This is a genomic window from Flavobacterium sp. IMCC34518 (assembly GCF_027111095.2).
Lineage (GTDB): Bacteria > Bacteroidota > Bacteroidia > Flavobacteriales > Flavobacteriaceae > Flavobacterium > Flavobacterium praedii.
Genome location: NZ_CP114284.2, coordinates 3,780,150 through 3,804,857 on the forward strand (window position 1 = coordinate 3,780,150; position 24,708 = coordinate 3,804,857).

Annotated in this window: 23 protein-coding genes and 1 tRNA gene; 12 read left to right on the forward strand and 12 right to left on the reverse strand. The window is 30.5% G+C overall.

The features are described from left to right. Positions 1-108: 108 nt before the first annotated feature. Positions 109-657: a DUF3575 domain-containing protein gene (locus OZP06_RS16210; RefSeq protein WP_269222796.1), complete on the forward strand. Its 549-nt coding sequence runs from the start codon at positions 109-111 to the stop codon at positions 655-657. A gap of 77 nt (positions 658-734) precedes the next feature. On the opposite strand, the gene OZP06_RS16215 is transcribed toward OZP06_RS16210, so the two are convergent. Beyond that, positions 735-1,337 carry an RsmD family RNA methyltransferase gene (locus OZP06_RS16215; protein ID WP_269222797.1) on the reverse strand — a complete coding sequence of 201 codons (603 nt, stop codon included), beginning with the start codon at positions 1,335-1,337 and terminating at the stop codon, positions 735-737. Then, entirely contained in the window at positions 1,334-2,146 is an 813-nt protein-coding gene (locus OZP06_RS16220; protein ID WP_269222798.1) for a DUF3822 family protein, read from the reverse strand. The genes OZP06_RS16215 and OZP06_RS16220 overlap by 4 nt, the downstream gene beginning before the upstream one ends. A gap of 366 nt (positions 2,147-2,512) precedes the next feature. On the opposite strand from OZP06_RS16220, the gene OZP06_RS16225 reads away from it, so the two are divergent. The 4 genes from OZP06_RS16225 (at position 2,513) to kdsB (ending at position 6,469) form a co-directional block, all read left to right on the forward strand. Continuing rightward, positions 2,513-3,937 carry an AAA family ATPase gene (locus OZP06_RS16225; RefSeq protein WP_281323977.1) on the forward strand — a complete coding sequence of 475 codons (1,425 nt, stop codon included), beginning with the start codon at positions 2,513-2,515 and terminating at the stop codon, positions 3,935-3,937. Between the two features lie 109 nt (positions 3,938-4,046). Next, complete coding sequence (gene ygiD, locus OZP06_RS16230) at positions 4,047-4,877, forward strand: 4,5-DOPA dioxygenase extradiol (protein ID WP_269222799.1); 831 nt, start codon at positions 4,047-4,049, stop codon at positions 4,875-4,877. 59 nt (positions 4,878-4,936) lie between these two features. Next, positions 4,937-5,740, forward strand: coding sequence for a KilA-N domain-containing protein (locus OZP06_RS16235; protein WP_269222800.1), 804 nt, complete (start codon positions 4,937-4,939; stop codon positions 5,738-5,740). Positions 5,741-5,743: 3 nt separating this feature from the next. After that, on the forward strand, positions 5,744-6,469 hold the full coding sequence (gene kdsB, locus OZP06_RS16240) for a 3-deoxy-manno-octulosonate cytidylyltransferase (RefSeq protein ID WP_281323978.1): 726 nt from the start codon (positions 5,744-5,746) through the stop codon (positions 6,467-6,469). A 1-nt stretch (position 6,470) separates the two neighbouring features. Here kdsB and OZP06_RS16245 read toward each other — a convergent pair whose 3' ends face one another. Together OZP06_RS16245 and OZP06_RS16250 are read right to left on the reverse strand one after the other, a co-directional pair. Next, positions 6,471-7,181 (reverse strand): potassium channel family protein, encoded by a 711-nt coding sequence (locus tag OZP06_RS16245; RefSeq protein ID WP_269222801.1) that lies wholly within the window; start codon positions 7,179-7,181, stop codon positions 6,471-6,473. Between the two features lie 61 nt (positions 7,182-7,242). Then, positions 7,243-7,908, reverse strand: coding sequence for a methyltransferase domain-containing protein (locus OZP06_RS16250; protein WP_269222802.1), 666 nt, complete (start codon positions 7,906-7,908; stop codon positions 7,243-7,245). Between the two features lie 62 nt (positions 7,909-7,970). On the opposite strand from OZP06_RS16250, the gene OZP06_RS16255 reads away from it, so the two are divergent. Next, complete coding sequence (locus OZP06_RS16255) at positions 7,971-8,525, forward strand: 1-acyl-sn-glycerol-3-phosphate acyltransferase (RefSeq protein ID WP_281323979.1); 555 nt, start codon at positions 7,971-7,973, stop codon at positions 8,523-8,525. A gap of 100 nt (positions 8,526-8,625) precedes the next feature. Here the strand turns inward: OZP06_RS16255 and OZP06_RS16260 are convergent, their stop codons facing one another. Beyond that, entirely contained in the window at positions 8,626-9,075 is a 450-nt protein-coding gene (locus tag OZP06_RS16260) for a helix-turn-helix transcriptional regulator (RefSeq protein WP_269222803.1), read from the reverse strand. Positions 9,076-9,385: 310 nt separating this feature from the next. Here OZP06_RS16260 and OZP06_RS16265 point away from each other — a divergent pair, with 310 nt between their 5' ends. From OZP06_RS16265 to OZP06_RS16280, 4 genes are all read left to right on the forward strand, one after another. Then, the gene (locus tag OZP06_RS16265; protein WP_269222804.1) at positions 9,386-10,540 is read left to right on the forward strand and encodes a M14 metallopeptidase family protein; all 1,155 of its coding nucleotides are present in this window, start codon (positions 9,386-9,388) and stop codon (positions 10,538-10,540) included. Positions 10,541-10,616: 76 nt separating this feature from the next. Beyond that, on the forward strand, positions 10,617-11,096 hold the full coding sequence (locus tag OZP06_RS16270) for a winged helix-turn-helix transcriptional regulator (RefSeq protein WP_024981770.1): 480 nt from the start codon (positions 10,617-10,619) through the stop codon (positions 11,094-11,096). 91 nt (positions 11,097-11,187) lie between these two features. Continuing rightward, positions 11,188-13,773 (forward strand): phosphoenolpyruvate carboxylase, encoded by a 2,586-nt coding sequence (locus OZP06_RS16275; protein WP_269222805.1) that lies wholly within the window; start codon positions 11,188-11,190, stop codon positions 13,771-13,773. An 18-nt stretch (positions 13,774-13,791) separates the two neighbouring features. Then, the gene (locus OZP06_RS16280) at positions 13,792-14,307 is read left to right on the forward strand and encodes a DinB family protein (protein WP_269222806.1); all 516 of its coding nucleotides are present in this window, start codon (positions 13,792-13,794) and stop codon (positions 14,305-14,307) included. A 1-nt stretch (position 14,308) separates the two neighbouring features. Here OZP06_RS16280 and OZP06_RS16285 read toward each other — a convergent pair whose 3' ends face one another. The 6 genes from OZP06_RS16285 to aroB form a co-directional block, all read right to left on the reverse strand. Then, on the reverse strand, positions 14,309-14,788 hold the full coding sequence (locus OZP06_RS16285; RefSeq protein ID WP_269222807.1) for a DNA-deoxyinosine glycosylase: 480 nt from the start codon (positions 14,786-14,788) through the stop codon (positions 14,309-14,311). 3 nt (positions 14,789-14,791) lie between these two features. Continuing rightward, complete coding sequence (recQ, locus tag OZP06_RS16290; protein WP_269222808.1) at positions 14,792-16,903, reverse strand: DNA helicase RecQ; 2,112 nt, start codon at positions 16,901-16,903, stop codon at positions 14,792-14,794. 81 nt (positions 16,904-16,984) lie between these two features. After that, positions 16,985-17,386, reverse strand: coding sequence for a DNA primase (locus tag OZP06_RS16295; protein WP_269222809.1), 402 nt, complete (start codon positions 17,384-17,386; stop codon positions 16,985-16,987). A 9-nt stretch (positions 17,387-17,395) separates the two neighbouring features. Further along, positions 17,396-18,367, reverse strand: coding sequence for a deoxyhypusine synthase family protein (locus OZP06_RS16300; RefSeq protein WP_281239732.1), 972 nt, complete (start codon positions 18,365-18,367; stop codon positions 17,396-17,398). 110 nt (positions 18,368-18,477) lie between these two features. After that, the gene (locus OZP06_RS16305; protein WP_269222810.1) at positions 18,478-19,875 is read right to left on the reverse strand and encodes an arginine decarboxylase; all 1,398 of its coding nucleotides are present in this window, start codon (positions 19,873-19,875) and stop codon (positions 18,478-18,480) included. Between the two features lie 295 nt (positions 19,876-20,170). Next, positions 20,171-21,238, reverse strand: coding sequence for a 3-dehydroquinate synthase (aroB, locus tag OZP06_RS16310; RefSeq protein ID WP_269222811.1), 1,068 nt, complete (start codon positions 21,236-21,238; stop codon positions 20,171-20,173). A gap of 93 nt (positions 21,239-21,331) precedes the next feature. Here aroB and OZP06_RS16315 point away from each other — a divergent pair, with 93 nt between their 5' ends. Beyond that, positions 21,332-22,501 (forward strand): proline dehydrogenase family protein, encoded by a 1,170-nt coding sequence (locus OZP06_RS16315; protein ID WP_269222812.1) that lies wholly within the window; start codon positions 21,332-21,334, stop codon positions 22,499-22,501. Between the two features lie 96 nt (positions 22,502-22,597). On the opposite strand, the gene OZP06_RS16320 is transcribed toward OZP06_RS16315, so the two are convergent. Beyond that, the gene (locus OZP06_RS16320) at positions 22,598-24,385 is read right to left on the reverse strand and encodes an ABC transporter transmembrane domain-containing protein (protein ID WP_281239729.1); all 1,788 of its coding nucleotides are present in this window, start codon (positions 24,383-24,385) and stop codon (positions 22,598-22,600) included. A gap of 207 nt (positions 24,386-24,592) precedes the next feature. Here OZP06_RS16320 and OZP06_RS16325 point away from each other — a divergent pair. Beyond that, positions 24,593-24,667, forward strand: a tRNA-Val gene (locus OZP06_RS16325). The last annotated feature ends 41 nt before the right edge of the window (positions 24,668-24,708 follow it).

The window sequence follows — 24,708 nt, forward strand, 5'->3', positions numbered from 1 at the left end:
GTTCATATTGCTTATTTATGATTTAAAAAGTACTAAATAACTGCTTCTATTTTTTAAATATAATAATAGTATTACATTTGAGACTAATTAATATCTATACTTTTATTTATGAAATTGTCTCTCTCTATTGTTCTTTTTTTACTTTTTACTCCTTTATTTAATGTCGTTGCTCAAGAAAACCCTTCTGTTGAGAAAAACTTATTTAAAATAAACATGCTATTACTTGGTGTTGCATATGAGCACGGCTTTGATACAAAAAACACGCTTTATTCAGAACTAAGTTTTGGTGTTGGATATAGAGATAGTGGTTTTAATGGATCTAGTTGGTCTTTTTATCCATCCATTACTGAACAATTTCGTCATTATTATAATTTAGAAAAAAGAACCAATAAAGGAAAAGTGACTACTAATAATTCAGGAGGTTTTATTGCTTTACATGCTAATTATAATTTTAGACCAATTTCGAGCAATGATTCCTATTCCTCAACCGAAACTTCTTTTACTATTGCACCACTTTGGGGATTTCAGCGAACATACAAAGGCAATTTTAATTTAGGACTCAATATTGGAGCTGGATACACTGTAAACAGTTACTCTGAAGATAGTGGTTTTGTTCCTGTACTTAATTTTTCTTTGGGCTGGGTAATAGGGAAATAGTTTTAATAACCAAAACTGGTAAAATTAATTGAGTCCTTGCAATAGCAAAGGCTCAATTCACATAGACCTTGTATATATTACCCTTCGTCTTCTTCCGTATCTTTTCGATTTGACTCATCATTCATTTCTTCCTCTTCGGATGAATCCAATTCAAAGAAACTAAAAATGGAACCGCCGTAACTTTTCTGGAACGAAAAATTAATCATGTGATCCAATTTGGTATATTTTGAGTGCTCGATAACCATCATTCCTTCTTCATTTAGCAATTCTTTTTCGAAAATCAATAAAACAATTTTCTCAAAAGTCTTTTGGTCTAAAGCATAAGGAGGATCGGCAAAAATAATATCATAACTCGTTTTGTTTTTTTCTAAAAAGGAAAAAACATCACTCTTGGTAGCAGCAATATTAAAATCATATTCAGTAGCTACTTGTTTGATGAATTTTACACAACCAAAGTCAGCATCTACAGACGTGATTGGGGTACATCCTCGAGAAGCAAATTCATAACTGATATTTCCCGTTCCTGAGAATAAATCTAGTATTTTCAAGCCTTCAAAACTGAAATGATTATTCAAAACATTGAATAAAGCTTCTTTACTCATGTCAGTTGTAGGTCGAACGGGCAATCCTTTTGGCGGAAAAATGCGTCTTCCTTTGTATTTTCCAGATATGATTCTCATGAGTTAAAAAGTATAAAATGTTGCTGATTTTGTGCAGTTGAAAACGAATTGATTTTTTGCAAATCAGTTACATCAAAGAAAGATACATTGCGAATGTATTTAAATGCGATTTTATAAAAATCATCATCTTCAGAAATAGCTCCTAATAATTCCAATTGAAAACTCTCAGGGTTCATATTTAACTGCTCGGCTGTAAAAAGCAAATAGTAAATAAAATCCTCGGCTGTTTTATATTCAAATGAATTGAATAACAGTAATTTTTGGTTCTGAATCACGATAATTTCAAAATGTCCAGGGTTAAAGTGAACAATCATTTTCTTAGTGTCATTGTTTTTGGAAGCATCCAAAAGTTTGGAAACCAAAATGGTATTGGCGTGTTTGTAATCGAAAGCGCCAAATTGGTCTATAAAAAAGTTATTGATATTCACATACGGAATGTAAACCGCATTCATTTGATAATTGGTGATTTCATCAAATGCAAAAAAATCGGTTTCAAAAACTTTGGTGTTGTATTGCAAATAACTGCCTAAAAAATGTTCATCGAATAGGGCAGTGGGAACAAATGTTGAAAGATTGTTGTTATGAATCACTTGGATTTCATCATAACTGTCATTCAGTTCTGGATAATTTCGAAAAGCATCCGAAAACAATTCCTCAATCTTGGTTGATTTATGAAAAGTATCAAAACGAATTTCATTTACAGATACAATCCTGTTGTGAAGCGTGTCAAAGCAACAAAAGGAAAGTCCAGTGAGTGAAACTTGAATAGAAAGTTTTTTGTATTTCTTATCGGTTATAATAGTATTCATAGTATTTTTTTCAACATTGCAAACTTACAAATTAAAAAGGCAATGTCAATGGCAATGGCAAAAATCAATGGCAAATTCAAATTTCAATGAACAGATAATCAAATTTCAAAAAAAGGGAGTTTTATTATAAATTTCAGAAGCAGAAACATAAGGCATTTTTTGTAAATATGGAACCTGCTATTCGCTACAATTTTTTAATTTTTAAAGAAAAATTAAAAAGATTTCCGCTTCTATCAGGGCTAAAAGTAAACAATTGGAATTTTTGTTATTAATAGTGCCATTAAAATTTGCCATTGCCATTGAAATTGAATTTTGCCATTGAAATTGCCATCGAAATAGCCTTACTTTGCAATCAAAATACACCTAATGAATTCTTCCTTGTTTTATAGCCATTTACAGAAAAAATTTCCTTTTCAACCCACGTACAATCAGGATATTTTTTTTCAGAAAATAGCTATTTTTTTGACTGATACCCATAATGAAACGATTTTTGTACTGAAAGGATATGCAGGAACGGGAAAAACAACGGTCATTTCTACAATTGTAAACAGTTTATTGGAGATTAATAAAAAATATGTTTTGCTGGCCCCAACTGGTCGTGCGGCCAAAGTAATTGCCAATTATTCGAACAAACCCGCTTTTACAATTCACAAAAAAATCTATTTCCCAAAGAAAAATTCAGGGGGAGGCGTATCTTTTACTTTACAACAAAACAAGCATAAAAACACTATTTTCATTGTCGATGAAGCTTCGATGATTTCAGACACCAATTCGGATTCCAAATTGTATGAAAATGGATCCTTACTTGATGATTTGATTTCGTATGTATATTCGGGAACCAATTGCAAGATGCTACTTTTGGGAGATACAGCGCAATTACCGCCTGTGAATTTAGATATAAGCCCCGCTTTGGATATTCATACGCTGAGTATAAATTACAACAAAGAAGTTGAATACATTGAACTCGACGAAGTAATGCGTCAGGAAGAAAATTCAGGAATTTTGCATAATGCTACCGAACTGCGTGAATTATTAAAGGATACTTTTATAACCGAGTTTAAATTCAATGTTCGAAAATTCAAAGACATTGTTCGGTTGGTTGACGGGTATGATATTCAGGATGCTATTCATTCGGCTTACAGTAATTTCAGCATTGAAGACACCGCTTTTATTGTTCGTTCCAATAAAAGGGCGAATCAATACAATGAGCAAATTAGAACCAAAATCCTTGATAAAGAAAGTGAATTGTCTACAGGCGATTTCCTGATGGTGGTGAAGAATAATTATTTTTGGTTAAAAGATTCGGATGAAGCCGGATTTATTGCCAATGGTGATATTATCGAAGTTCTAGAAATGTTTGGCATAAAAGAATTATACGGTTTTAAATTTGCAAAAGTAAAAATCCGAATGATTGATTATCCCAATCAGAAACCTTTTGAAACCGTACTTTTGATGGATACTATAAAAAGTGAATCTCCGTCATTGACTTTCGAGGAATCCAATCGTTTGTATCAAGAAGTGATGAAAGATTATGAAAACGAAACTACCAAATACAAAAAGTTTCAAAAAGTAAAGGAAAACGAATATTTCAATGCCTTGCAAGTCAAATTCTCGTATGCTATTACTTGTCATAAATCGCAAGGAGGGCAGTGGAATACGGTCTTTATAGAACAACCGTATTTGCCAAATGGTATTGACAGAGATTACATCCGATGGTTGTACACTGCTATGACAAGAGCCAAAAATAAGCTATATTTGATAGGCTTTAAAGATGAAAGTTTTACAGAATAACATTCAAAAATTGAACTATTAAGAAATTAAGTTTCCTTTAGCATAAATATTAAAATCTTAATTGCCTTAATTTCTTAATGGTTAAAAAACAATACTAAATGTTTTTATTATGAACACGCTAAACGACTTACATAAAATATCAGGCTCTTTTTCGAATACCGAAAAAATGCCGGTTTTATTTTTGGGACACGGTAGCCCTATGAACGCTATTGAAGAGAATCAGTTTGTGACTGGTTTTCGTGATTTGGCCAAAACATTACCCAAACCCAATGCTATTTTGTGTATTTCGGCCCATTGGTTTACTAACGGAACCAAAGTTACAGCAATGGAAATGCCGAGAACCATCCATGATTTTGGAGGTTTCCCGGAAGAATTATTTGAAGTGCAATATCCTGCCAAAGGAAGCCCTGAATTGGCAACCATAACTCAAGAATTATTGCTTCCAACCGAAGTAGAATTGGATCAACATTGGGGATTAGACCATGGTGCATGGAGTGTAATTAAACATTTATATCCCGATGCCGATATTCCTGTAATTCAGATGAGTATCGATTATACAAAATCAGGACAATACCATTTTGAATTGGCGCAAAAATTAAGTGCTTTACGAACCAAAGGAATCCTGATTGTAGGCAGTGGAAATATCATTCATAATTTGAGAATGGTCGATTTTAGAAATATCAATACGGATAATTATGGTTACGATTGGGCAGTTGAAGCTAGATCTGATATCAATGACTATTTGCTCGATGGAAATTTTCAACCACTTATTGATTTCGAAAAACAGAGTAAAGCTTTCCAATTGTCAATTCCGACACCAGAACATTATTTGCCATTGATTTATACCTTGGGATTAAAAGGAAAATCAGAGGAATTGAGTTTATTTAATGATAAATTGGTAGCTGGTTCTTTGAGCATGACATCGGTTAAAATTGTGTAGATTGATTTTATAGAAAAATCTTATATTTGAGAAAAAATATAATTTAGAAAACGCAATAGATGGCTAAAATTAAAGTTAAAGACACCGAAATTACTATTGTTTCAATCAATGACAATGATTATATTTCTATTACAGACATTGCAAAACACAAAACTGACGATACAAGTGCAACTATTGGAAATTGGATGCGAAATAGAAATACATTAGAGTTTTTAGGGCTTTGGGAAATATTATATAACCCCAATTTTAAACCCCTCGAATTCGAGGGGTTTAAAAAAGAGGCAGGTCTGAATGCTTTTACAATGTCGCCACAAAAATGGATAAATACAACTGGTGCCATTGGTTTTATTTCAAAATCAGGACGATACGGCGGGACGTTTACACATAAAGATATCGCCTTTAAATTTGCCAGTTGGATTTCAGTTGAGTTTGAACTTTATATTGTTAAAGAATTTCAGCGTTTAAAAGAAGAAGAACAAAAACATATTGGTTGGTCCGTGCACAGGGAATTAACAAAAATAAACTATCATATTCATACAGATGCTATTAAGCATAATTTAATACCCCAAATACTTTCTGATTTGCAAATTTCAATGGTATATGCTAATGAAGCCGATGTATTAAATATGGCTTTGTTTGGGGCAACTGCTAAACAATGGCGCGAACAAAATCTTGGTTTGAAAGGAAATATTCGAGATTATGCCTCAATAAATGAATTGATTTGTTTATCAAATCTTGAAAATTTTAATGCTCATTTTATCAACGAAAATTTACCGCAAAAAGAACGATTAGTAAAACTTAATAAAATAGCAATACAGCAAATGAGCATTTTAAAAGAAGTTGAAAACAAAAAATTGAAATAAAAAATGAAAATAATAGCAGTCATTCCCGCCCGTTACGCATCTACACGATTTCCAGCAAAATTGATGCAGGATTTAGGAGGTAAAACGATAATTTTAAGAACCTATGAAGCAGCCATAAACACTCAATTGTTTGATGATGTGTTTGTAGTAACCGATTCAGATTTAATTTATAATGAAATTGTTTCCAACGGTGGAAAAGCCATTCGAAGCATCAAAGAGCACGAATCCGGAAGCGATCGAATTGCTGAAGCTGTTGAGAATTTGGATGTAGATATTGTCGTAAATGTACAAGGGGATGAACCCTTTATAGACAAAGAACCTTTGGCAAAAGTTATCGAGGTTTTTAGAAATGATGAATCAAAACAAGTTGATTTGGCTTCTATAATGCGTGAAATAAAAGAGGAGAACGAAATCAACAACCCAAATAATGTTAAAGTAGTTGTCGATCAAAACAGTTTTGCATTGTATTTTTCACGCTCTGTAATTCCGTATCCAAGAGAAAAAAATGTAGGCGTTCGTTATATGCAACATATCGGTATTTATGCTTTTAGAAAACAAGCATTGTTGGATTTTTACAGTTTACCGATGAAATCATTGGAGGCCTCCGAAAAACTGGAGCAATTGCGCTATCTCGAATTTGGAAAACGTATCAAAATGGTTGAAACCACTCATATTGGAATAGGAATTGACACTGCTGAAGACTTGGAAAAAGCGAGAAAGATGATTTGAATCAATCTTGATTGTCATGATCAAAATAGCCTTTAGATTTAATCTTTGCAGAGAAAAAATTAAGAAAAAGTACTACAAAAAACAGAAATAATAAAGCTTGTGTAGTTACTAGAAATTTACCAATGGTTGTTACGGGATGATAATCTCCATATCCAATGGAAGAAGAGGTTATGATGCTAAAATAGATGGCGTCAAACCAATGATAAAAAGGTTTGTTTAAATAATTACCACAAGAATATAAAACAGCAAAAGCAAACGAAATTTCCAGATAATTAAAAAATAGCAAAAGCATGGAACGTTTATAAGAACGTGGTCTTGAAAACATATCGGAAGCAAAAATAAGTGTTGGAATGTAAAAAACGGTCTCCAAAAAGACATATACTAAAATCACAACAACCCAATGATATTCTTGCCAATGGTTGATTAAAATCATTAATGGAAAACAAACTTTGAGTAATACATAAAAATCCAATGCTAAATCTTCATACTCAACTCCTTTTTTATGGGCAAAATATTTAATGTAAATTCCAGGAAAAAGCAATTGAGAAGAAGAAAGAAATAATCGTACAATTTTTTCCAATCCATTATCGTCTTCATGATCATTATTCCAAATCGCCTTAATGTTTTGAAATCGTTTTTCTAAAGGATTAAATTTAGATTTCGTTTCTCTAACAGCTTTACCCAATAATAACTTCTTTAGTATTGATTTCATAATAATGCCATTAAATATATCTAGTAAAAGTAAAATTTTAAAAGATCAAAAAGAAACAATATCATTCCAATTTTTCAATAATAATCAATTCATTGTGCAATTCGATTCTAGGTATAGACTGAATTTTGAAATTGGCATCATCAAAATCTTTAATGAAATTTTGATTTCTAAAATTATCCCCTGCTGTCAAACACATCGTATTAAAAAGTACCAATCCTTTGCTCTTAAGTAAAAAACAAATTCGATTGATAAAAAACTTTTCGAACAAAAAATTTGGCATAGTAGTGTCTTGAAAAATATCAATGATTATTAGATCATAACGATCTTTTGTTTTTAGCACAAACTCAAAAGCATCATCTATAACCATATTTAGATTTTTGATTTCATCAAGTTTAAAATATTCATTGGCAATTTTAATAATTTCCGAATCAATGTCTACACCTGTAATCTGCCCTTCAAAGTGGATTTCATCTACCAGTGTTTTAATGACACTCCCGCCAGCAACTCCTAAAACCAAGGCATGCTCCATTTTAGAAATTTTTTCAAATCCAAAATGCAATAACCCTTTTCTTAAAATTCGTTGCAAACTTCCATAAGAATAGTTAGTATTTTCAGAATCGAGGACCAACTCACCATTCGCCCATGTAACTTCAATGGTTTTACTCAAAGTTGATTTAGTTTTGTATATTTTAATTGGTATTAGGTAACTTAATAATTTTCGAAGCATTATTTTATGTTTTTATCAAAAATAAGATAATAATTATTTAATTTGTACAAAATTTATGGCTAATGAAGAAACAAATTTACAAATGGATTTTTCACAACGTAATGGGTTGGAAAATAGAAGGAAGTCTTGATGAAGAAATAAAAAAATCTGTATTAATGGTAATGCCACATACTAGTTGGCATGATTTTTATGTAGCTATGTTTTGTAGAGGGGCTTTAGATCTTGATATTAATTGGATAGGCAAAAAAGAATTATTCCGTTTTCCTTTCGGTTATTTTTTTAAATATTTAGGAGGTGCACCTTTAGATAGAACAGGAGGCTTAAATAAAGTAGAATCCATAGCAAATATATATAAGTCAAGAGAAACATTTCGTTTGGGTGTATCACCAGAAGGAACACGCAAAAAAGTAGAACACCTTAAAACTGGTTTCTATTATATTGCTATTACCGCAAATGTTCCAATCATTCCAATATCCATAAATTTTGAAAAAAAAATAGTAGCAATAGGAAATCCATTTTATCCTACTGGTTCAATAGATTCCGATTTATTAATTTTGAAGAAACACTTTGTTAATGCAAAAGGTAAAATTCCAGAAAAAGGATTTAAAGTAACTTAAAAATTAACCTCCTGAGAATTGCTTAAAATATTTTTTATAACATATTGTACAAAATATTCAATTCTCAGGCATTTACCAATTATAGCATTGAATTCCGTTTTCAGGATAAATGGGATGAATATATTTTAAATGTACCATTTTTATAAAAGAATACAATTTTATCTATTTCATCCTTATTTTCATTTACATCAGGTCTTATCATTTGTTTAAATTTTGATTGATCAACAATTGGTTCATGTGAATCCAAAATAGGTGTAAACAAATCAATTGGAGTAGAAGTATCGATATCTGTAATGTCATTACTTAAATTTTCAATAGCAACTGTTTTAGGAAAAGTTCCCTTACCATTTAGTATCCAATATAAATCTACATCGGGGAAAAAATCGATAATCTTTAGTATAAAATCTAAACTAGGTTTGTTTCTACCCGAGAGAAGGTGAGACATACTAGAACGTTGTACGCCAATTTTGTCTGCAAATGAAGAGGCATTAAGACTGTAATATTCAAGTATAATTTCCAATCTTTTTATGAAATCATCCGTGTTTACCATTGTAAATTGTATTTCAAATTGATGTATTTACAAATGTAATTAATAGGAGTGAAGTAACCTAATATACAATGTTAAATTCACTAGTCAGCCTTTTTTTACTTAAAGTAAAAATATAGAAAAATCCACGTAAATACATGATTAACTAGTAATTGCATATTTGAATGATAGTTGATAATTCCAAATTATTCTACTATATTTGAAATCCATGAATCGTAATAAACACTGTTTACAAACTTAATCTTTACTGACTTTATAAAATTTACAATTGTAAATATAAAGATGTTTACTTTTGTAAATTAAACATTATACCATGAATTTAGAACAACTATTCGATCAAAATAAAGAAAATACAATTCAAGGTCGTTATATTACATTAGAAAATATCGAACCATTATTGAATAAAGAATCCTTAAAAAAGGATGTGAAAATTATTGGTAAATCCGTCTTGGGCCAACCCATTTATAGTTATCAAAAAGGAAGCGGTCTGATTAAAATTTATCTTTGGTCACAAATGCATGGAAATGAAAGCACAACGACAAAAGCGCTTTTTGACTTTATAAACGTATTAAATAATGGTTCCGATTTAGCTAAAAAACTATTGGAGACTTTTACTTTTTATTGTATTCCAATGCTTAATCCGGATGGAGCTAAAGCATATACACGAGTAAATGCTAATAATATAGATTTGAATCGTGATTCTCAAAATCTTACTCAACCTGAAAGTAAAGTTTTAAGAAGTGTTTTTGAAGAATTTAAACCTGATTATTGTTTCAATCTTCATGATCAACGTACAATTTTTGGTGTTGATGATACCGGAAAACCTGCAACAGTTTCGTTTTTAGCACCATCCTATAATGAAGAAAGAGAAATTAATGATTCTCGATTGAAAGCAATTAATTTAATTGCAGGTATAAATGACGTCTTGCAAAAATACATTCCTGGTCAAGTTGGCCGTTTTGATGATTCTTTTAACCTTAATTGTATTGGAGATACATTTCAATATATGGGTGTACCTACGGTTTTATTTGAAGCTGGACACTTTCCTAATGATTACGATAGAGAAATAACAAGAAAATGCATCTTCATATCTTTGATTTCAAGTTTTCTCATTCTTAGCGAAAACGATGTAGTTAGCAATAGAAATGATAAATATTTGAACATTCCTCAGAATAATGTCGTTTTTTTTGATTTTATGTATAAAAATGTCAAAATAAATTATGATGGTATCGAAATAATCACGAATTTTGTAGCTCAATATAAAGAAGAGTTAATTGACAATAAAATAATTTTTAATGCTTACATAGTTGAAGTAGGTGATTTGAAAGGATATTTTGGACATTTTGAGTATGATGCGAAAGAAGCAACTTATTTTGATGCATTTTCAAATTATCCAAAAGAAAATCAAATAGCAAATTTCAATTTTGATAAAAAAGTATTTTTCGTTAATGGGTTATTAAAAAAATAATTTATTATCTGTTAATTTAATTTTTATTTATAATTTTAACTTTTTTGATATAAAATAACCATATAATTAAAGAATTATGAGTAAGTTTCGTTTAGATGAAGTAGATCACCAGATTTTAGATATGTTGATAGACAACACAAGAGTTCCGTTTACTGACATCGCTAAAAAATTATTGATTTCAGCTGGAACGGTTCATGTTAGAGTTAAAAAAATGGAAGATGCCGGTATTATAATGGGGTCTTCTTTAGTTCTTGATTACGATAAATTAGGATATTCATTTATAGCATATGTAGGTGTATTTCTTAATAATACTTCTCAAACAAAATTTGTTTTAGAGCGAATCAATGAAATCCCTTTTGTAACTGTTGCATCTGTTACTACTGGTAAATTCAATATTTTTTGCAAAATTAGAGCAAAAGACACAAAACATGCTAAAGATGTAATTTTCATGATAGATGATATCGAAGGTGTTTATAGAACAGAAACTATGATTTCTCTTGAAGAAAGTATAAATGATAAAAAGCGTTTGATGCATACTATTTTTAAAGAAATGTAAACAAACCTTGAATGCTATGAATAAATAAGCCTCAAGTGAATTCTTGGGGTTTTTTTATGATAAATTAACCAAACTATATAAATGTATCATTATGTACACATTACCAAAAATAGAACGTTTTAACCAAAATGTTTTATCAAAATACCATATATACAACAGTGTTTTTATAACATTACCTTTTGATTCTGTTGACAATACAGGTGTGTTATTACCTATTTTCAGTGATTTATGTGATAATGGATTCAAAAAACAAGAAACACCAACGGAAATTTTTGATTTCTTTTCTGAAAAATATTTGACAGATGCCACTGAAAAAGATAAAATAAATTTGATGTTTTATTTTATTCAATACATTGAACGTCAGATTGTTTTGTTTGATGCAATCGAAGATGCCGCTTTTCCAGTAGTAAATAATATGGAAGGTAGAGGATCACTTCGTGATATCAAAGAAAGATCCGATGTAAAAAATAACAAAGAAGAGTTGATTCACTTTTTAGAAAATTTTAATGTTCGTACTGTATTAACTGCGCATCCAACTCAGTTTTATCCTGGACCAGTTTTAGGTATCATAAACGATTTAACCGATGCTATTAGAAGCAACAACTTACTAGATATCAAGCAATTATTAGCGCAACTAGGAAAAACTCCTTTTATTCAAAATGAGAAACCCAATCCTTATGACGAAGCTATTAGTTTAATTTGGTATCTCGAAAATGTTTTTTACAATACATCGGGTGAGATGGTTCATTATTTGCAAAAAAATGTTTTTGAAGGCGAATCTATAAAAAATCCATTGATTAAACTTGGCTTTTGGCCTGGTGGGGATCGCGATGGAAATCCATTTGTTACAACCGAAATTACTTTAAAAGTAGCCGAAAGATTAAGGACTTCAATTTTGAAATGTTATTATATCGAAATCCGTAATCTAAAACGTAAACTTACCTTTCCTGTTGTAGACACGTTAGTTATGGAATTGGAACAAAAGCTATACCGATCTGTTTTTTATTCTAAAGGAGAGATTTTTATAACTTTAGAAGAATTTGAAACTCAGCTAAACAAAATTAAAACCATAATAGTCGAACAACATCAGTCTTTATATGTAGACCAAATTGATGCACTTCTTATTCGATTGAATTTGTTTGGATTTCATTTTGCTTCTTTGGATATAAGACAGAATAGCAAAATTCACCAATCTGTATTTTATGACATTGTAGATTACTATTCAAAATCTAAAACCAATATATTTCCTAATAATTACTTTCAATTATCAGAAGATGAAAAAATAGAAGTACTTTCTGGAGTAAAAGGAAATTTGGATTCTGCTGATTTTGAAAATGAAATGACAAAATCTACAATTGACTCTATTCATGCTATAAAAACGATACAAGAAAAAAATGGTGAATTTGGTGCAAACCGATATATCATAAGCAATAATGAAAGTGCCTTAAATGTTATGGAAACTTTTTCATTATTTAAACTGTGTGATTGGGAACATGCAACTGTCGATGTGATTCCTTTGTTTGAATCAGTTGATGATTTACAAAATGCCCATTTGGTAATGGAAAAATTATATTCAAATCCTGAATATTCCAGACATTTAGTTCATAGAGAAAACAAACAAACTATAATGCTTGGTTTTTCTGATGGTACAAAAGATGGTGGATATTTAATGGCAAACTGGAGTATCTATAAAGCCAAAGAAGCGCTTACTGAAATTTCTAGAAAATACGGAATTCATGCTATTTTCTTTGATGGACGTGGTGGACCACCAGCTCGAGGAGGAGGAAAAACACATAAATTTTATGCTTCTCTTGGACCTAATATTGAAAATAATGAAATTCAAATTACAATTCAAGGACAAACTATTAGTTCAAATTTTGGAACTTTAGATTCTTGTCGCTATAATTTAGAAAATCTATTAAGTGCTGGTGTCGCCAATCAAGTTTTCAATAAAGGACAAAACAAACTGACTTCTGAAGAAAAAGAAACTTTAGACCAAATTGCTGATTTAGGTTATGATAAATATTTAAGTTTCAAAAACCATCCAAAATTTATTCCTTACTTGGAACAAATGAGTACATTGAAATATTATGCCAAAACAAATATTGGTAGCCGTCCATCAAAACGCAGTAAATCTGATAATCTCGATTTTGCTGATTTGCGTGCTATTCCATTTGTTGGATCTTGGAGTCAATTAAAACAAAATGTTCCTGGATTTTTTGGTGTAGGATCAGCTTTAAAATATTTTGAAGATACAAATCAGTGGGATAAGGTTCAAGATTTATATAATAATTCTTTGTTTGTAAAAACATTGTTAGAAAATAGTATGATGTCTTTGGCTAAATCATTTTTTCCTTTAACAGCTTATATGAGTAAGGATCCTGAATTTGGAGCTTTTTGGCAAATTATTTATGATGAATTTTTAGAAACCAAACGTTTGTTATTGAAAATTGCAGGACATAAAGAACTTATGGAAAATTATCCTGATGGTATAGCTTCTATTAAGATGAGAGAGCGTATTGTATTGCCATTGTTGACAATACAACAATATGCTTTGTTGAAAATTAATGAATTAAATAAAAAAGAGAACCCTGATTTAGACTTGATTGGTGTATATGAAAAAATAGTAACTCGATCTCTTTTTGGAAATACAAATGCTAGTAGAAATTCAGCTTAATATTTAAATTCTATATTTATGAATTCAAATCAATTGCCAATTAATGAATATTCAAAATTCAATTCAACATATATAAAAGCTCTTGATAATGTTGAATTATTTGAAGAATTAGAAATAAGTTTACACGATTTCATCAAATTTATCCAAAATATTCCATTGGATAAATTTGATTATAGTTATGCTGAAGGCAAATGGACGATTAAAGAAATAATTCAGCATATTATTGATGCCGAAAGAATTTTTGCTTATCGAGCACTAAGAATTTCTAGAAACGACAAAACACCTTTACCAGGATTTGAAGAAAATGATTATGTTGTCAATACTAATGCAAAAAGTAGAAGTATTCAAGAATTATTAACAGAATTTTCAGCGGTACGACATTCTAACTTATTAATGTTCAAAAGTTTTTCAGGAGAACAATTAGCTAGAATTGGAATTGCCTCGGAAAATGAAGTTTCGGTAAGAGCATTAGGTTTTTTGATTATTGGTCACATGAAACATCATCAAAAAGTTTTTGCAGAAAGATATTTGTAAATTACTCGAAGCAAGTTGACCAAATTTTCAACTTTTTTTCAAAAAGTATTGTATTTGCAGGACTAGTAGAAGGCATCACATAATACGTGATGCCTTTTATTTGTCCGAATCTTTTATAAAAAAAAGCATGACTTTGTTTTCCATTGAAAATTATTTTGGTAATAGATGGAAATTCTTTGAATAGCATTTCAAAATCATTTTCCTTTTTATTCTTGATGTGAATGTCTAAACTTCCTTTTCTTTCACAATTTTCTAAAACATCCCATAAACCAATTTTATTAGATTGAAGCAATTGAATTTTTTCTTCAAAAGTTTCAGGAATTGGTAATATGTCAAAAAGGGTATGCATTATTTTCCAAAAATGATTTCTCGGATTTGCATAATATTCTTGTTTGGTTAATGACAAAACTCCAGGCATAGTTCCTAAAATTAAAATTTCAGTTTTTGAATTGATGAAATATGGAAAAGAGTGTATCGTCATAAATTAAAGCATAACATTTTCTTTTTCCAAAATCGCTAAACCAACTCTAATTTTATCATAAGAAAGTTGTTCTTCAAAAAAATCAAAATATGGTTTTAAAGTTGTTGGTGATTCTAATTTAATTTTTGCTTCAGCGATTTTTGAAATCTCTTGCTCATTAATATAAATTTTTAAATCAATTGGATGACCATCACTGTATAATTTGGCTAAATGAGAAACTATAGTTGGTACTCCCAATTTTCTTTTCAATGCAATATCTTCAACGGTCATCCCACTTTGAAATAATTCTAAAGTTTCTTTGTAAGTAGAGTTTTCTTTTTTAGGTTTGATAGTTTTATTTTTTTGAAATTCAATAATTGCTTTTATAAAGGCATCACCATATTTTTCGAGTTTAGCTTTTCCAACTCCATCTATTGCAAGAAATTCATCATCACTCATTGGTCGATGAATTTCCATTTGTTTCAAAGTGGCATCATTAAAAATAATATAAGCAGGAACTTCTTCTTCTTTGGCAATTTCTGAACGTAGTTTTCTTAAAACTTCAAAAAGAGAATTTGCAACAGTTTTACTTACTCGTTCTTTAATTTCAGTTTTTTGTTTATCCATTTTTTGTACAGTAGTCAATTGTACTTTTTCTCCATCAAATAATACTTTTTTTGCAAAAGGAGTTAATTTTATTTTGTTCTGTTGATGAAAGGCAATTTCACAATATCCCAAATTAATTAATTGAATAAGATATTGATTCCAATCATACCAAGAAATATCAGTACCAACTCCATAGGTTTTTAAATTTTGATAGCCTTTGTCATAAATCGAAGCATTTTTAGATCCTCTCAAAAAATCAACAATTACGGGTAACGCTTCCGATTCCTGTAAACGGATAATTGCAGATAATGCTTTTTGTGCAATAATTGTCCCATCAAAAAAAGCTGGAGGATTTTTGCAAATATCACAGTTTCCACAATTTTCAGAAACCAATTCTCCAAAATAAGAAAGCAATATTTTTCGACGACAACTCAAGGCATCAGCATATTGCTTCATTCTTTCTAATTTTGCCAATTGTACATCTGCATTCAATCCTACGGATGCAAATTTTTGCAACTGAATCATATCACCGTAACTTTCGAACAATACAGTTTCGGATGGTAAGCCATCTCTACCAGCTCTTCCAATTTCTTGATAATAACCCTCAATATTTTTAGGCAAATTATAATGTATTACCCATCGGACATTCGATTTGTCGATTCCCATTCCAAAAGCAATAGTAGCACAAACCACTTGACAATCATCATTTATAAATTCATCTTGAGTTATAGAACGCATATTGTTTTCTAAACCTGCATGATAGGCTTTTGCTTTAATGCCGATTTTTTGCAATTTTGCAGCAAGTTCTTCGGTAGTCTTTCTGCTTAAACAATAAACAATTCCTGATTCATTAGGTTTGGTTTTAATAAAATCAATGATTTGTTTCACTCGATCCAAAGCAGGTCTAACTTCCAGACTTAAATTTTTTCTATCGAATGAAGCAACAAAAGTTTTGGGATTATTTAAATTTAATTGATTACAAATATCCGTACGTGTTGCTTTATCAGCTGTTGCAGTCAACGCTAAGATTGGAGTAGAAGGGAAGCGGTTTTTTAAATACCCCAAATTCGTATAAGCTGGTCTAAAGTCATGACCCCAAGCTGAAATACAATGGGCTTCATCAATAGCAATTAGGCTGACAGTAATTTGAGCAAAAGCATTTTCTAAATAAGACAAACTCTCTGGAGCTACATAAACCAACTTTAATTTATTGTCTTTTAAATTTTGAATATGCGATTGTTGTTCATCACCAGACTGACTACTGTTAATAAAACAAGCTGCTATTCCGTTGGCTTTTAGGCTATCTACTTGATCTTTCATCAAGGCAATTAGTGGTGAAATAACTATTGTGATTCCTGGTAATACTAATGCTGGTAGTTGAAAACAAATTGATTTTCCTCCTCCAGTTGGCATTATTGCCAAAGTATCTTTTCCTGAAAGGATACAATTGATAATATCTTCTTGATTGGGTCTGAATTTTTCAAACCCAAAACTCTCTTTGAGTTTGGCGTGTAATATTTCTGTTGTCATTTTGGCTTATATTAAAAAGATAAATCTAATAAAAAAAGGAACTCAATTTGAGTTCCTTACTATTTTTTATACAATTAAAATTTAATCTTCATCATCGTCGTCATCGTCTTCGTCGATAATATCTTTATCCTCAGTATCTTCATCGTCGTCGTCACTATCAATATCTGGTTTGTCTAGATTGTCATCATCATCGTCATCATCATCTGCATCATCAACATCCAATTCTAAACCACTTATTGGTTCAACAACATCATCAATTTCATCATCTTCATCAAAATTACCAATTCTGTCTGCTAACTTAGTACTTACTTTTACTAAATATATGGTATCTTCAGTACGAACTTCTACTGCTTCAATTAATTCATTTTTGGCATTTCTAAATCTAATGATATCCGAATCATCATATCCATCAGGGAATTTTTCGACCAAAAGATTTAAAATTTCGTTGGTCAGTTTTGCGTAATCAACTATTACTCTTTTCATAAATAATTTTTATAAATCTAACAAATAGGCGAAAATTAATGGCGCTACAATGGTAGCATCGGATTCAATAATGAATTTAGGAGTATTTATATCCAATTTACCCCATGTAATTTTTTCATTAGGAACTGCTCCGGAATACGATCCATAACTAGTTGTAGAATCTGAAATTTGACAGAAATAACTCCAAAATGGGATATCATGCATTTCCATATCTTGGTATAACATTGGCACTACACATATTGGAAAATCTCCAGCGATTCCACCACCAATTTGAAAGAAACCTACTCCATTAGCACTATTTTTTGGATACCAATCTGATAAGAATACCATATATTCAATACCCGATTTCATAGTTGAAGCTTTCAAATCTCCTTTTATAACGTAGGATGCAAAAATGTTACCCATTGTACTATCTTCCCATCCAGGTACAATAATAGGTAAGTTTTTTTCAGCTGCTGCATACATCCAACTGTCTTTTAAATCAATTTCATAATATTCTTCAAGAACACCAGAGAGAAGCATTTTATACATAAATTCATGTGGAAAATATCTTTCTCCTTTATCGTCAGCATCCTTCCAAATTTTATAAATATGTTTTTGAAGACGACGAAAAGCTTCGTGTTCAGGAATACAAGTATCTGTAACTCTATTTAATCCTCTTTCTAATAAATCCCATTCATCCTGCGGAGTCAAATCACGATAATTTGGAACTCTTTCATAATGAGAATGTGCAACCAAATTCATAATATCTTCTTCCAGATTGGCACCTGTACAAGATATAATTTGAACTTTATCCTGACGAATTATTTCGGCAAAAATCTTTCCAATTTCAGCTGTACTCATTGCGCCGGCCATACTTACCATCATTTTCGCACCATTGGCTAATTGCTGTTCATATGCTTTTGCAGCATCAACTAAAGATGCAGAATTGAAATGCAGATAATGCTTTTCAATAAACTGACTGATTGGTCCTTTACTCATATTCTTTTCTTTTTTTTTATTTAATGTTCAAAAGGTTATTTAGAGATTTGGATATACAAATAAAAGAAAATTATACATATCAAATTTCCAAATTCTCAAAAAATTAATGATTATTTACTATAACCTAATATTTTTAGTACATCTTCTGATGTTTGTTGTTCGGAGAAAACTTCTGTGGCAAGAATTCCATTTTCATCTCTATCTATCAAAATATGCTTCGGTTGTGGAATCAAACAGTGATGCAAGCCGCCATATCCTCCAATAGTTTCTTGATAAGCTCCAGTATTAAAGAAACCTAAATATAAAGGTTTTTCTTTGTTGTATTTTGGTAAATAAATAGCATTCATATTCTGTTCTGAGTTGTAATAATCATCACTATCACATGTCATTCCTCCTAACAAAACTCTTTCATAAGTATCATTCCATCTATTGATTGCCAACATAATAAATCGTTTGTTTATGGCCCAAGTATCTGGTAATGTTGTGATAAAAGAGGAATCAATCATATTCCATTTCTCTCTATCATTTTGTTGTTTTTGATACAAAACTTGATAAATCGCGCCACCACTTTCTCCAACTGTAAATGATCCAAATTCGGTAAAAATATTTGGAACATCAACTTCGGCTTCATCACAAGCAATTTTAATTTGATTGATAATTTCATCAATCATATACTGGTAATCATATTCAAAAGCCAATGAATTTTTGATGGGGAAGCCTCCACCAATATTTAATCCATCAAGTGTTGGGCATTCTTTTTTAAGAGCAACATAAACCTTGATACATTTAACTAATTCATTCCAATAATAGGCGTTATCATTTATACCTGTATTGATAAAAAAGTGCAACATTTTAAGTTCCAATTTTTTATTTTCTTTTATTTCTTTCTTATAAAAAGGAACGATATTTTTGTATCCAATGCCTAATCTTGAAGTATAAAACTCAAATTTAGGTTCCTCTTCTGCAGCTATTCTAATTCCAATTTTGAATTTTCCTTTAATTTGACCTTGTAATAAATCCAATTCTTCATAATTATCAATAATGGGAATAGTATTTTTATGACCATTATTGACTAATCTAGCAATATTTTCAATGTATTGATCTCTTTTGAAACCATTACAAATGATGTAAGTACTTTTATTAATCTTTCCTTTATCTAATAAATTTTCGACAATATTGATGTCAAAAGCAGAAGATGTTTCAATGTGAATATTATTTTTAAAAGCTTCGTTCATTACATATTCAAAATGCGAGCTTTTGGTGCAATAGCAATAATAATATTTGGCCTCATATTTGTTTTTTTCCATCGATTTTCGAAACCAACTTTTGGCTTTGTTTATGTTGTTGGAAATTTGAGGTAAATAGGTGAATTTTAATGGTGTACCATAAGTTTCAACCAATTTCATAAGATCAATATTATGAAATTGAAGGTTGTCTTTGTTTAATTTAAATTCTTCCTGAGGAAAATAATAGGTTTGATTTATTAAATCCGAATATTTAGTGTTCATCTGTTTTTGTAGAGTTTTGTATTAATTGTATTTAGAAAAAATAAAATTAAAAGTAATTCAAACTCTAATATTTGCATAAATTATCTGAAGCTTATCGTAGTCTGCCTTAAAATATTGAAATAGATCAAAACTAAAATTCCCTTTAATACCATAGAAACGTTTCAAAAGGCTCAAAAAGGACCTGTTGTTTCTATTTCTTTTAGCAGAAAATTTTTTAGTATTTTGATTTTTATTCATTGGAACAAATGTAAAAAATAAAATAGACGTAAAGCAATCATTTTTTATTAAAAAAAATCTAAGATTTGTAATCCTGAAATGCTTTTAAAATTAATTCATTCTCAACAGATTGATTGATTTTTATTTGACCGATGCCTTCAATCAAGGCAAATTGAATCGCTCCATACTCATTTTTTTTGTCATGAATTAGCAACTCAAGAATAGGATCTATGTCATTTTCTTCAAAAATAATGGTATCATAAATTGATTTTAGAGTCATTTTAATTTGATTGTATTCTTCTTGTGTAATTAAATTTTTTCGCAAAGAAATATAACTTTCTAAAATCATACCTACCGCAATTGCTTCTCCATGCAACAAAGTAGTTTTATTCTCATTTTCTAAGAAATAACTTTCGATTGCATGCCCTAACGTATGACCAAAATTCAATGCTTTTCTAATGTTTTTTTCAGTTGGATCTTGCATAACAATGTTGTTCTTTATTTCAACTGAACGGTAAATTAGTGCATCAAAATCTGCAAAATCAATTGCTTTTAAATCTAAAAAAGATTCCCAATAGGCTTTATCAAAAATCAATCCGTGTTTCAACATTTCAGCTAGACCGGAACGCATCTCATTTTGAGGAACAGTTTCTAAATATTGCGTATCAATTAGCACCATTTTAGGTGTATTTATAACGCCAATCTGGTTTTTTAAATTACCCAAATCAACTCCGTTTTTACCTCCAACTGATGCATCTACCATTGATAATAATGTTGTTGGGATATGTATAAAATCTACACCTCTTTTAAATGTAGAAGCCACAAAACCTCCTAAATCAGTCACAACACCACCACCTATATTAATAATCAATGTTTTACGGTCAGCGCCCAACTCTGTTAAAACTTTCCATATTTCGATACAGGTTTCAATGTTCTTATTGATTTCTCCTGCCTCAAATTCAATAATTTCAATTGACAACTCTGTTTCCAGTACCGAAAGTAATTTTGGCAAACAATATTCATTGGTATTGCTATCAACAATTATAAATAAATTCGAATAGTTATTCTCATTTATATGTTGGTTTAGTTTTTCGTATCCATTTTCATTAAAATGTACTGGGTAATTATTGGCTTGAATAGATTGCATGATTTTAATTTTATTGAAAGCGCAAAATAAGGTAAATTTTGCTAATTATACTCGCTTACTCTCTTTATATTTGCATAAAAAATATAACAAATAATGAGTAATATATTTAATAACACACAAATTGCGTTTGCATTAAAAAGTGATACAGAACTCGATAGAGCTTATTTTCTTTTCAAATTAATTAACAATCAACCTTTAGTTCGAATAGGAACAGCAGTAACCAATTTTGCTATTAAGGCAAATCTTCCTGTTGAAAGTCTTATTCGTGCAACTGTTTTTGATCATTTTTGCGGAGGTGTAACGGAAGATGACTGCCTATCAGTTGTCGATAAAATGTATACTAAAGGAGTTTCTTCCGTCTTGGATTATTCTGTTGAAGGAAAGGAAGAAGAAAATCAATTTGAAGCAGATTTAGAGATGACACTAAAAACGATAGAGTTTGCTAAAGAAAGAAAAGCTATTCCTTTTGCTGTTTTTAAACCTACAGGATTAGGTCGTTTGGATTTATATGAAAAAATAGGTGAAAAACAAACCTTAACTTCAGAAGAGCAAGCCGAATGGGATAGAGTAGTGGCTCGTTTTGATTTAGTTTGCAGTGAAGCTCATAAAAAAAATGTTGCCTTATTAATTGATGCTGAAGAAAGCTGGATGCAAGATGCCGCCGATGATTTGGTTACTGAAATGATGCGAAAATACAACAAAGAAAAAGTAATTGTTTTTAATACTTTACAAATGTATCGTTGGGATCGTATGGATTTTCTTAAAAATTTACATACAAAAGCTAAAGCTGAAGGTTTCTATATAGGAATGAAATTAGTTCGTGGTGCTTATATGGAAAAAGAAAATCTTCGTGCTCAGGAAAAAGGATACCCAACACCAATATGTGCTACTAAAGAAGCTACCGATTTGAATTACGATGCAGCTGTCCTATATATGGCAGAAAATCTAGATATGATGTCCATTTTTGCCGGAACACATAACGAAGAGAGTACCTATAAATTAATGGAGTTGATGAAAGCAAAAGGAATTGCTACTAATGAGGATCGAATTTGGTTTGGACAACTTTACGGAATGAGTGATAATATCAGTTACAATCTAGCTGCCAACGGTTATAATATTTCAAAATATTTGCCATTCGGACCTGTAAAAGATGTCATGCCATACTTGATACGTCGTGCTGAAGAAAACACTTCAGTTGCTGGACAAACAAGCAGAGAACTTTCTATGATCAAAGCAGAACGAAATAGAAGAAAAGGGAAATAGAATTCATTTTAAGAATTAAAAATTTTATATGTTTTATAAAAAAAATCCATTTGTTAAGTTTAACAAATGGATTTTTTTTAAGGTTAATAATTGCAACTAAGAATTGCTGAACTGTAAATTACTCAAATTTTTATACAAACCGTTTTCAATGATAATTAATTCCTGATGCGTTCCTTGTTCACTTATTTTTCCATTGTCAAGAACTAAAATTTGATCAGCAGAACGAATCGTTGATAATCGGTGAGCAATAATAATACTCGTTCTTCCTTCCATTAAAATCTCAAGCGCTTCTTGAACTAGCTTTTCACTTTCGCTATCTAAAGAGGAAGTAGCTTCATCTAAAATCAATATGGATGGATTTTTTAACAATGCACGTGCAATTGCTATTCGTTGCCTTTGACCTCCTGAAAGTTTAATTCCTCTCTCTCCGACGATTGTTTCAAATTTCTCCGGAAAACCTTCGATAAACATATATGCATTAGCTTGTTTAGCAGCAATTATTATTTCCTCTTCTGTAGCATTTGGTTTTCCATAAGCTATATTTTCTTTAATAGTTCCACCAAATAATATAACATCTTGGGGAACAATACTCATATTACCACGAAGATTTTCCAAATCATAATCATAAATATTTTTTCCATCTACTAAAATTTCCCCTCCATCAATATCATAAAAACGCAATAATAAAGATGCAATTGTAGATTTTCCCATTCCACTAGGTCCAACAAGAGCTATTTTTTGACCAAAATTGGCTGTAAAATTAATCCCTTTTAAAACCTGAACTTCTTTTCTGGAGGGATAACTAAAAGTAACATTATTAAAGGTAACTTCTCCTTTTAATTTATTTATAGAAGGAATATGTAAATTTGAATTGATTTTTTCTGGTGTTTCATCCAATAATTCAAAAACTCTTTCGGTTGCACCAATTGCTTTTTGCATTTGCGCATATAACTCTGCAATTCCTCCAGAAGATGCACCTACATAACTCGAGTACAATATAAAGGTAAATAATTGACCAACTGTAATTTCACCAGCAATACTCAATTGTACTCCATACCAAACTACAGCTACAATTGTTCCGAATAAACAAATAATAATAAAGGAAGCGAAAAAACCTCTGAATTGTCCGCCTTTAATCCCCATTTTAACAACTTCCTTAATTTTTTCTTTATAACGGGCAATCTCGTACCATTCATTGGCAAATGCCTTAACAATACTAATTCCTTGCATCGTTTCTTCTACTACCACTTGGCTTTCAGCTACTTGATCCTGTACTTTTTTAGAATATTTTCTAATAAAGCGTCCAAAAATAACAGCTGCTACACCAACTAATGGCACTACTGAAACCATCATTATAGTCAATTTGATATTGATACTAGCTAGCATTGCAAAACTCCCGATAATCAATATAAATTGTCTTAAAAACTCAGCAATTGTAGTAGTTAAAGTATCTTGTATTTGAGTAATATCATTACTTATTCTGCTATTCAATTCTCCCACACGTTTTTGGGAGAAGAAAGACATTGGCAATTTAACCAAGTTGGTATATAGTGCCAAACGAACGTTTGCTAAAGTATTTTCGGTAAAATTAACAAACAGATAAAGTCTAAAAAAGGAAAATAGTGATTGTAATAAAAGAACCAATCCTAATCCTAAAGCAATTTGATTGGCCAAATGGGCATCTTTTTTATTTACACAATCTACAAGCATTCCCATAAATTTTGGAAATGCAAGGGCTGTAACACTTGTAAGTAGCAAGAAAACCAATCCTACATAAAATTTCCATTTATGATTATTGGCATATTTAAAAATCAGAATTGCTTTTTGAAGTGAACTTGCATTAATTTTTGATTTTGGTAAATCATTTTCTTTGTATCTCGCCATTTTATTTGTTTTATGATACAAATGTAAGGTTATAAAAAGTTGATATCCAAAAAAAAATATAGATTTAGATTATAATAAAACACTGTATTTGAGTGCACAAAGAAAAACCACGTATTTTTAATTCATTTTTTTTAAAAAAATGCTTGCAATTACAAGTTCTAGTTGTATATTTGCACTCGCAATAACGAAAGACATTGCAATCCGAAAGGGCGATTAGCTCAGCTGGTTCAGAGCACCTCGTTTACACCGAGGGGGTCGGGGGTTCGAACCCCTCATCGCCCACAAAACTTCTCAAGAAATTGAGAAGTTTTTTTTTGCCCTAA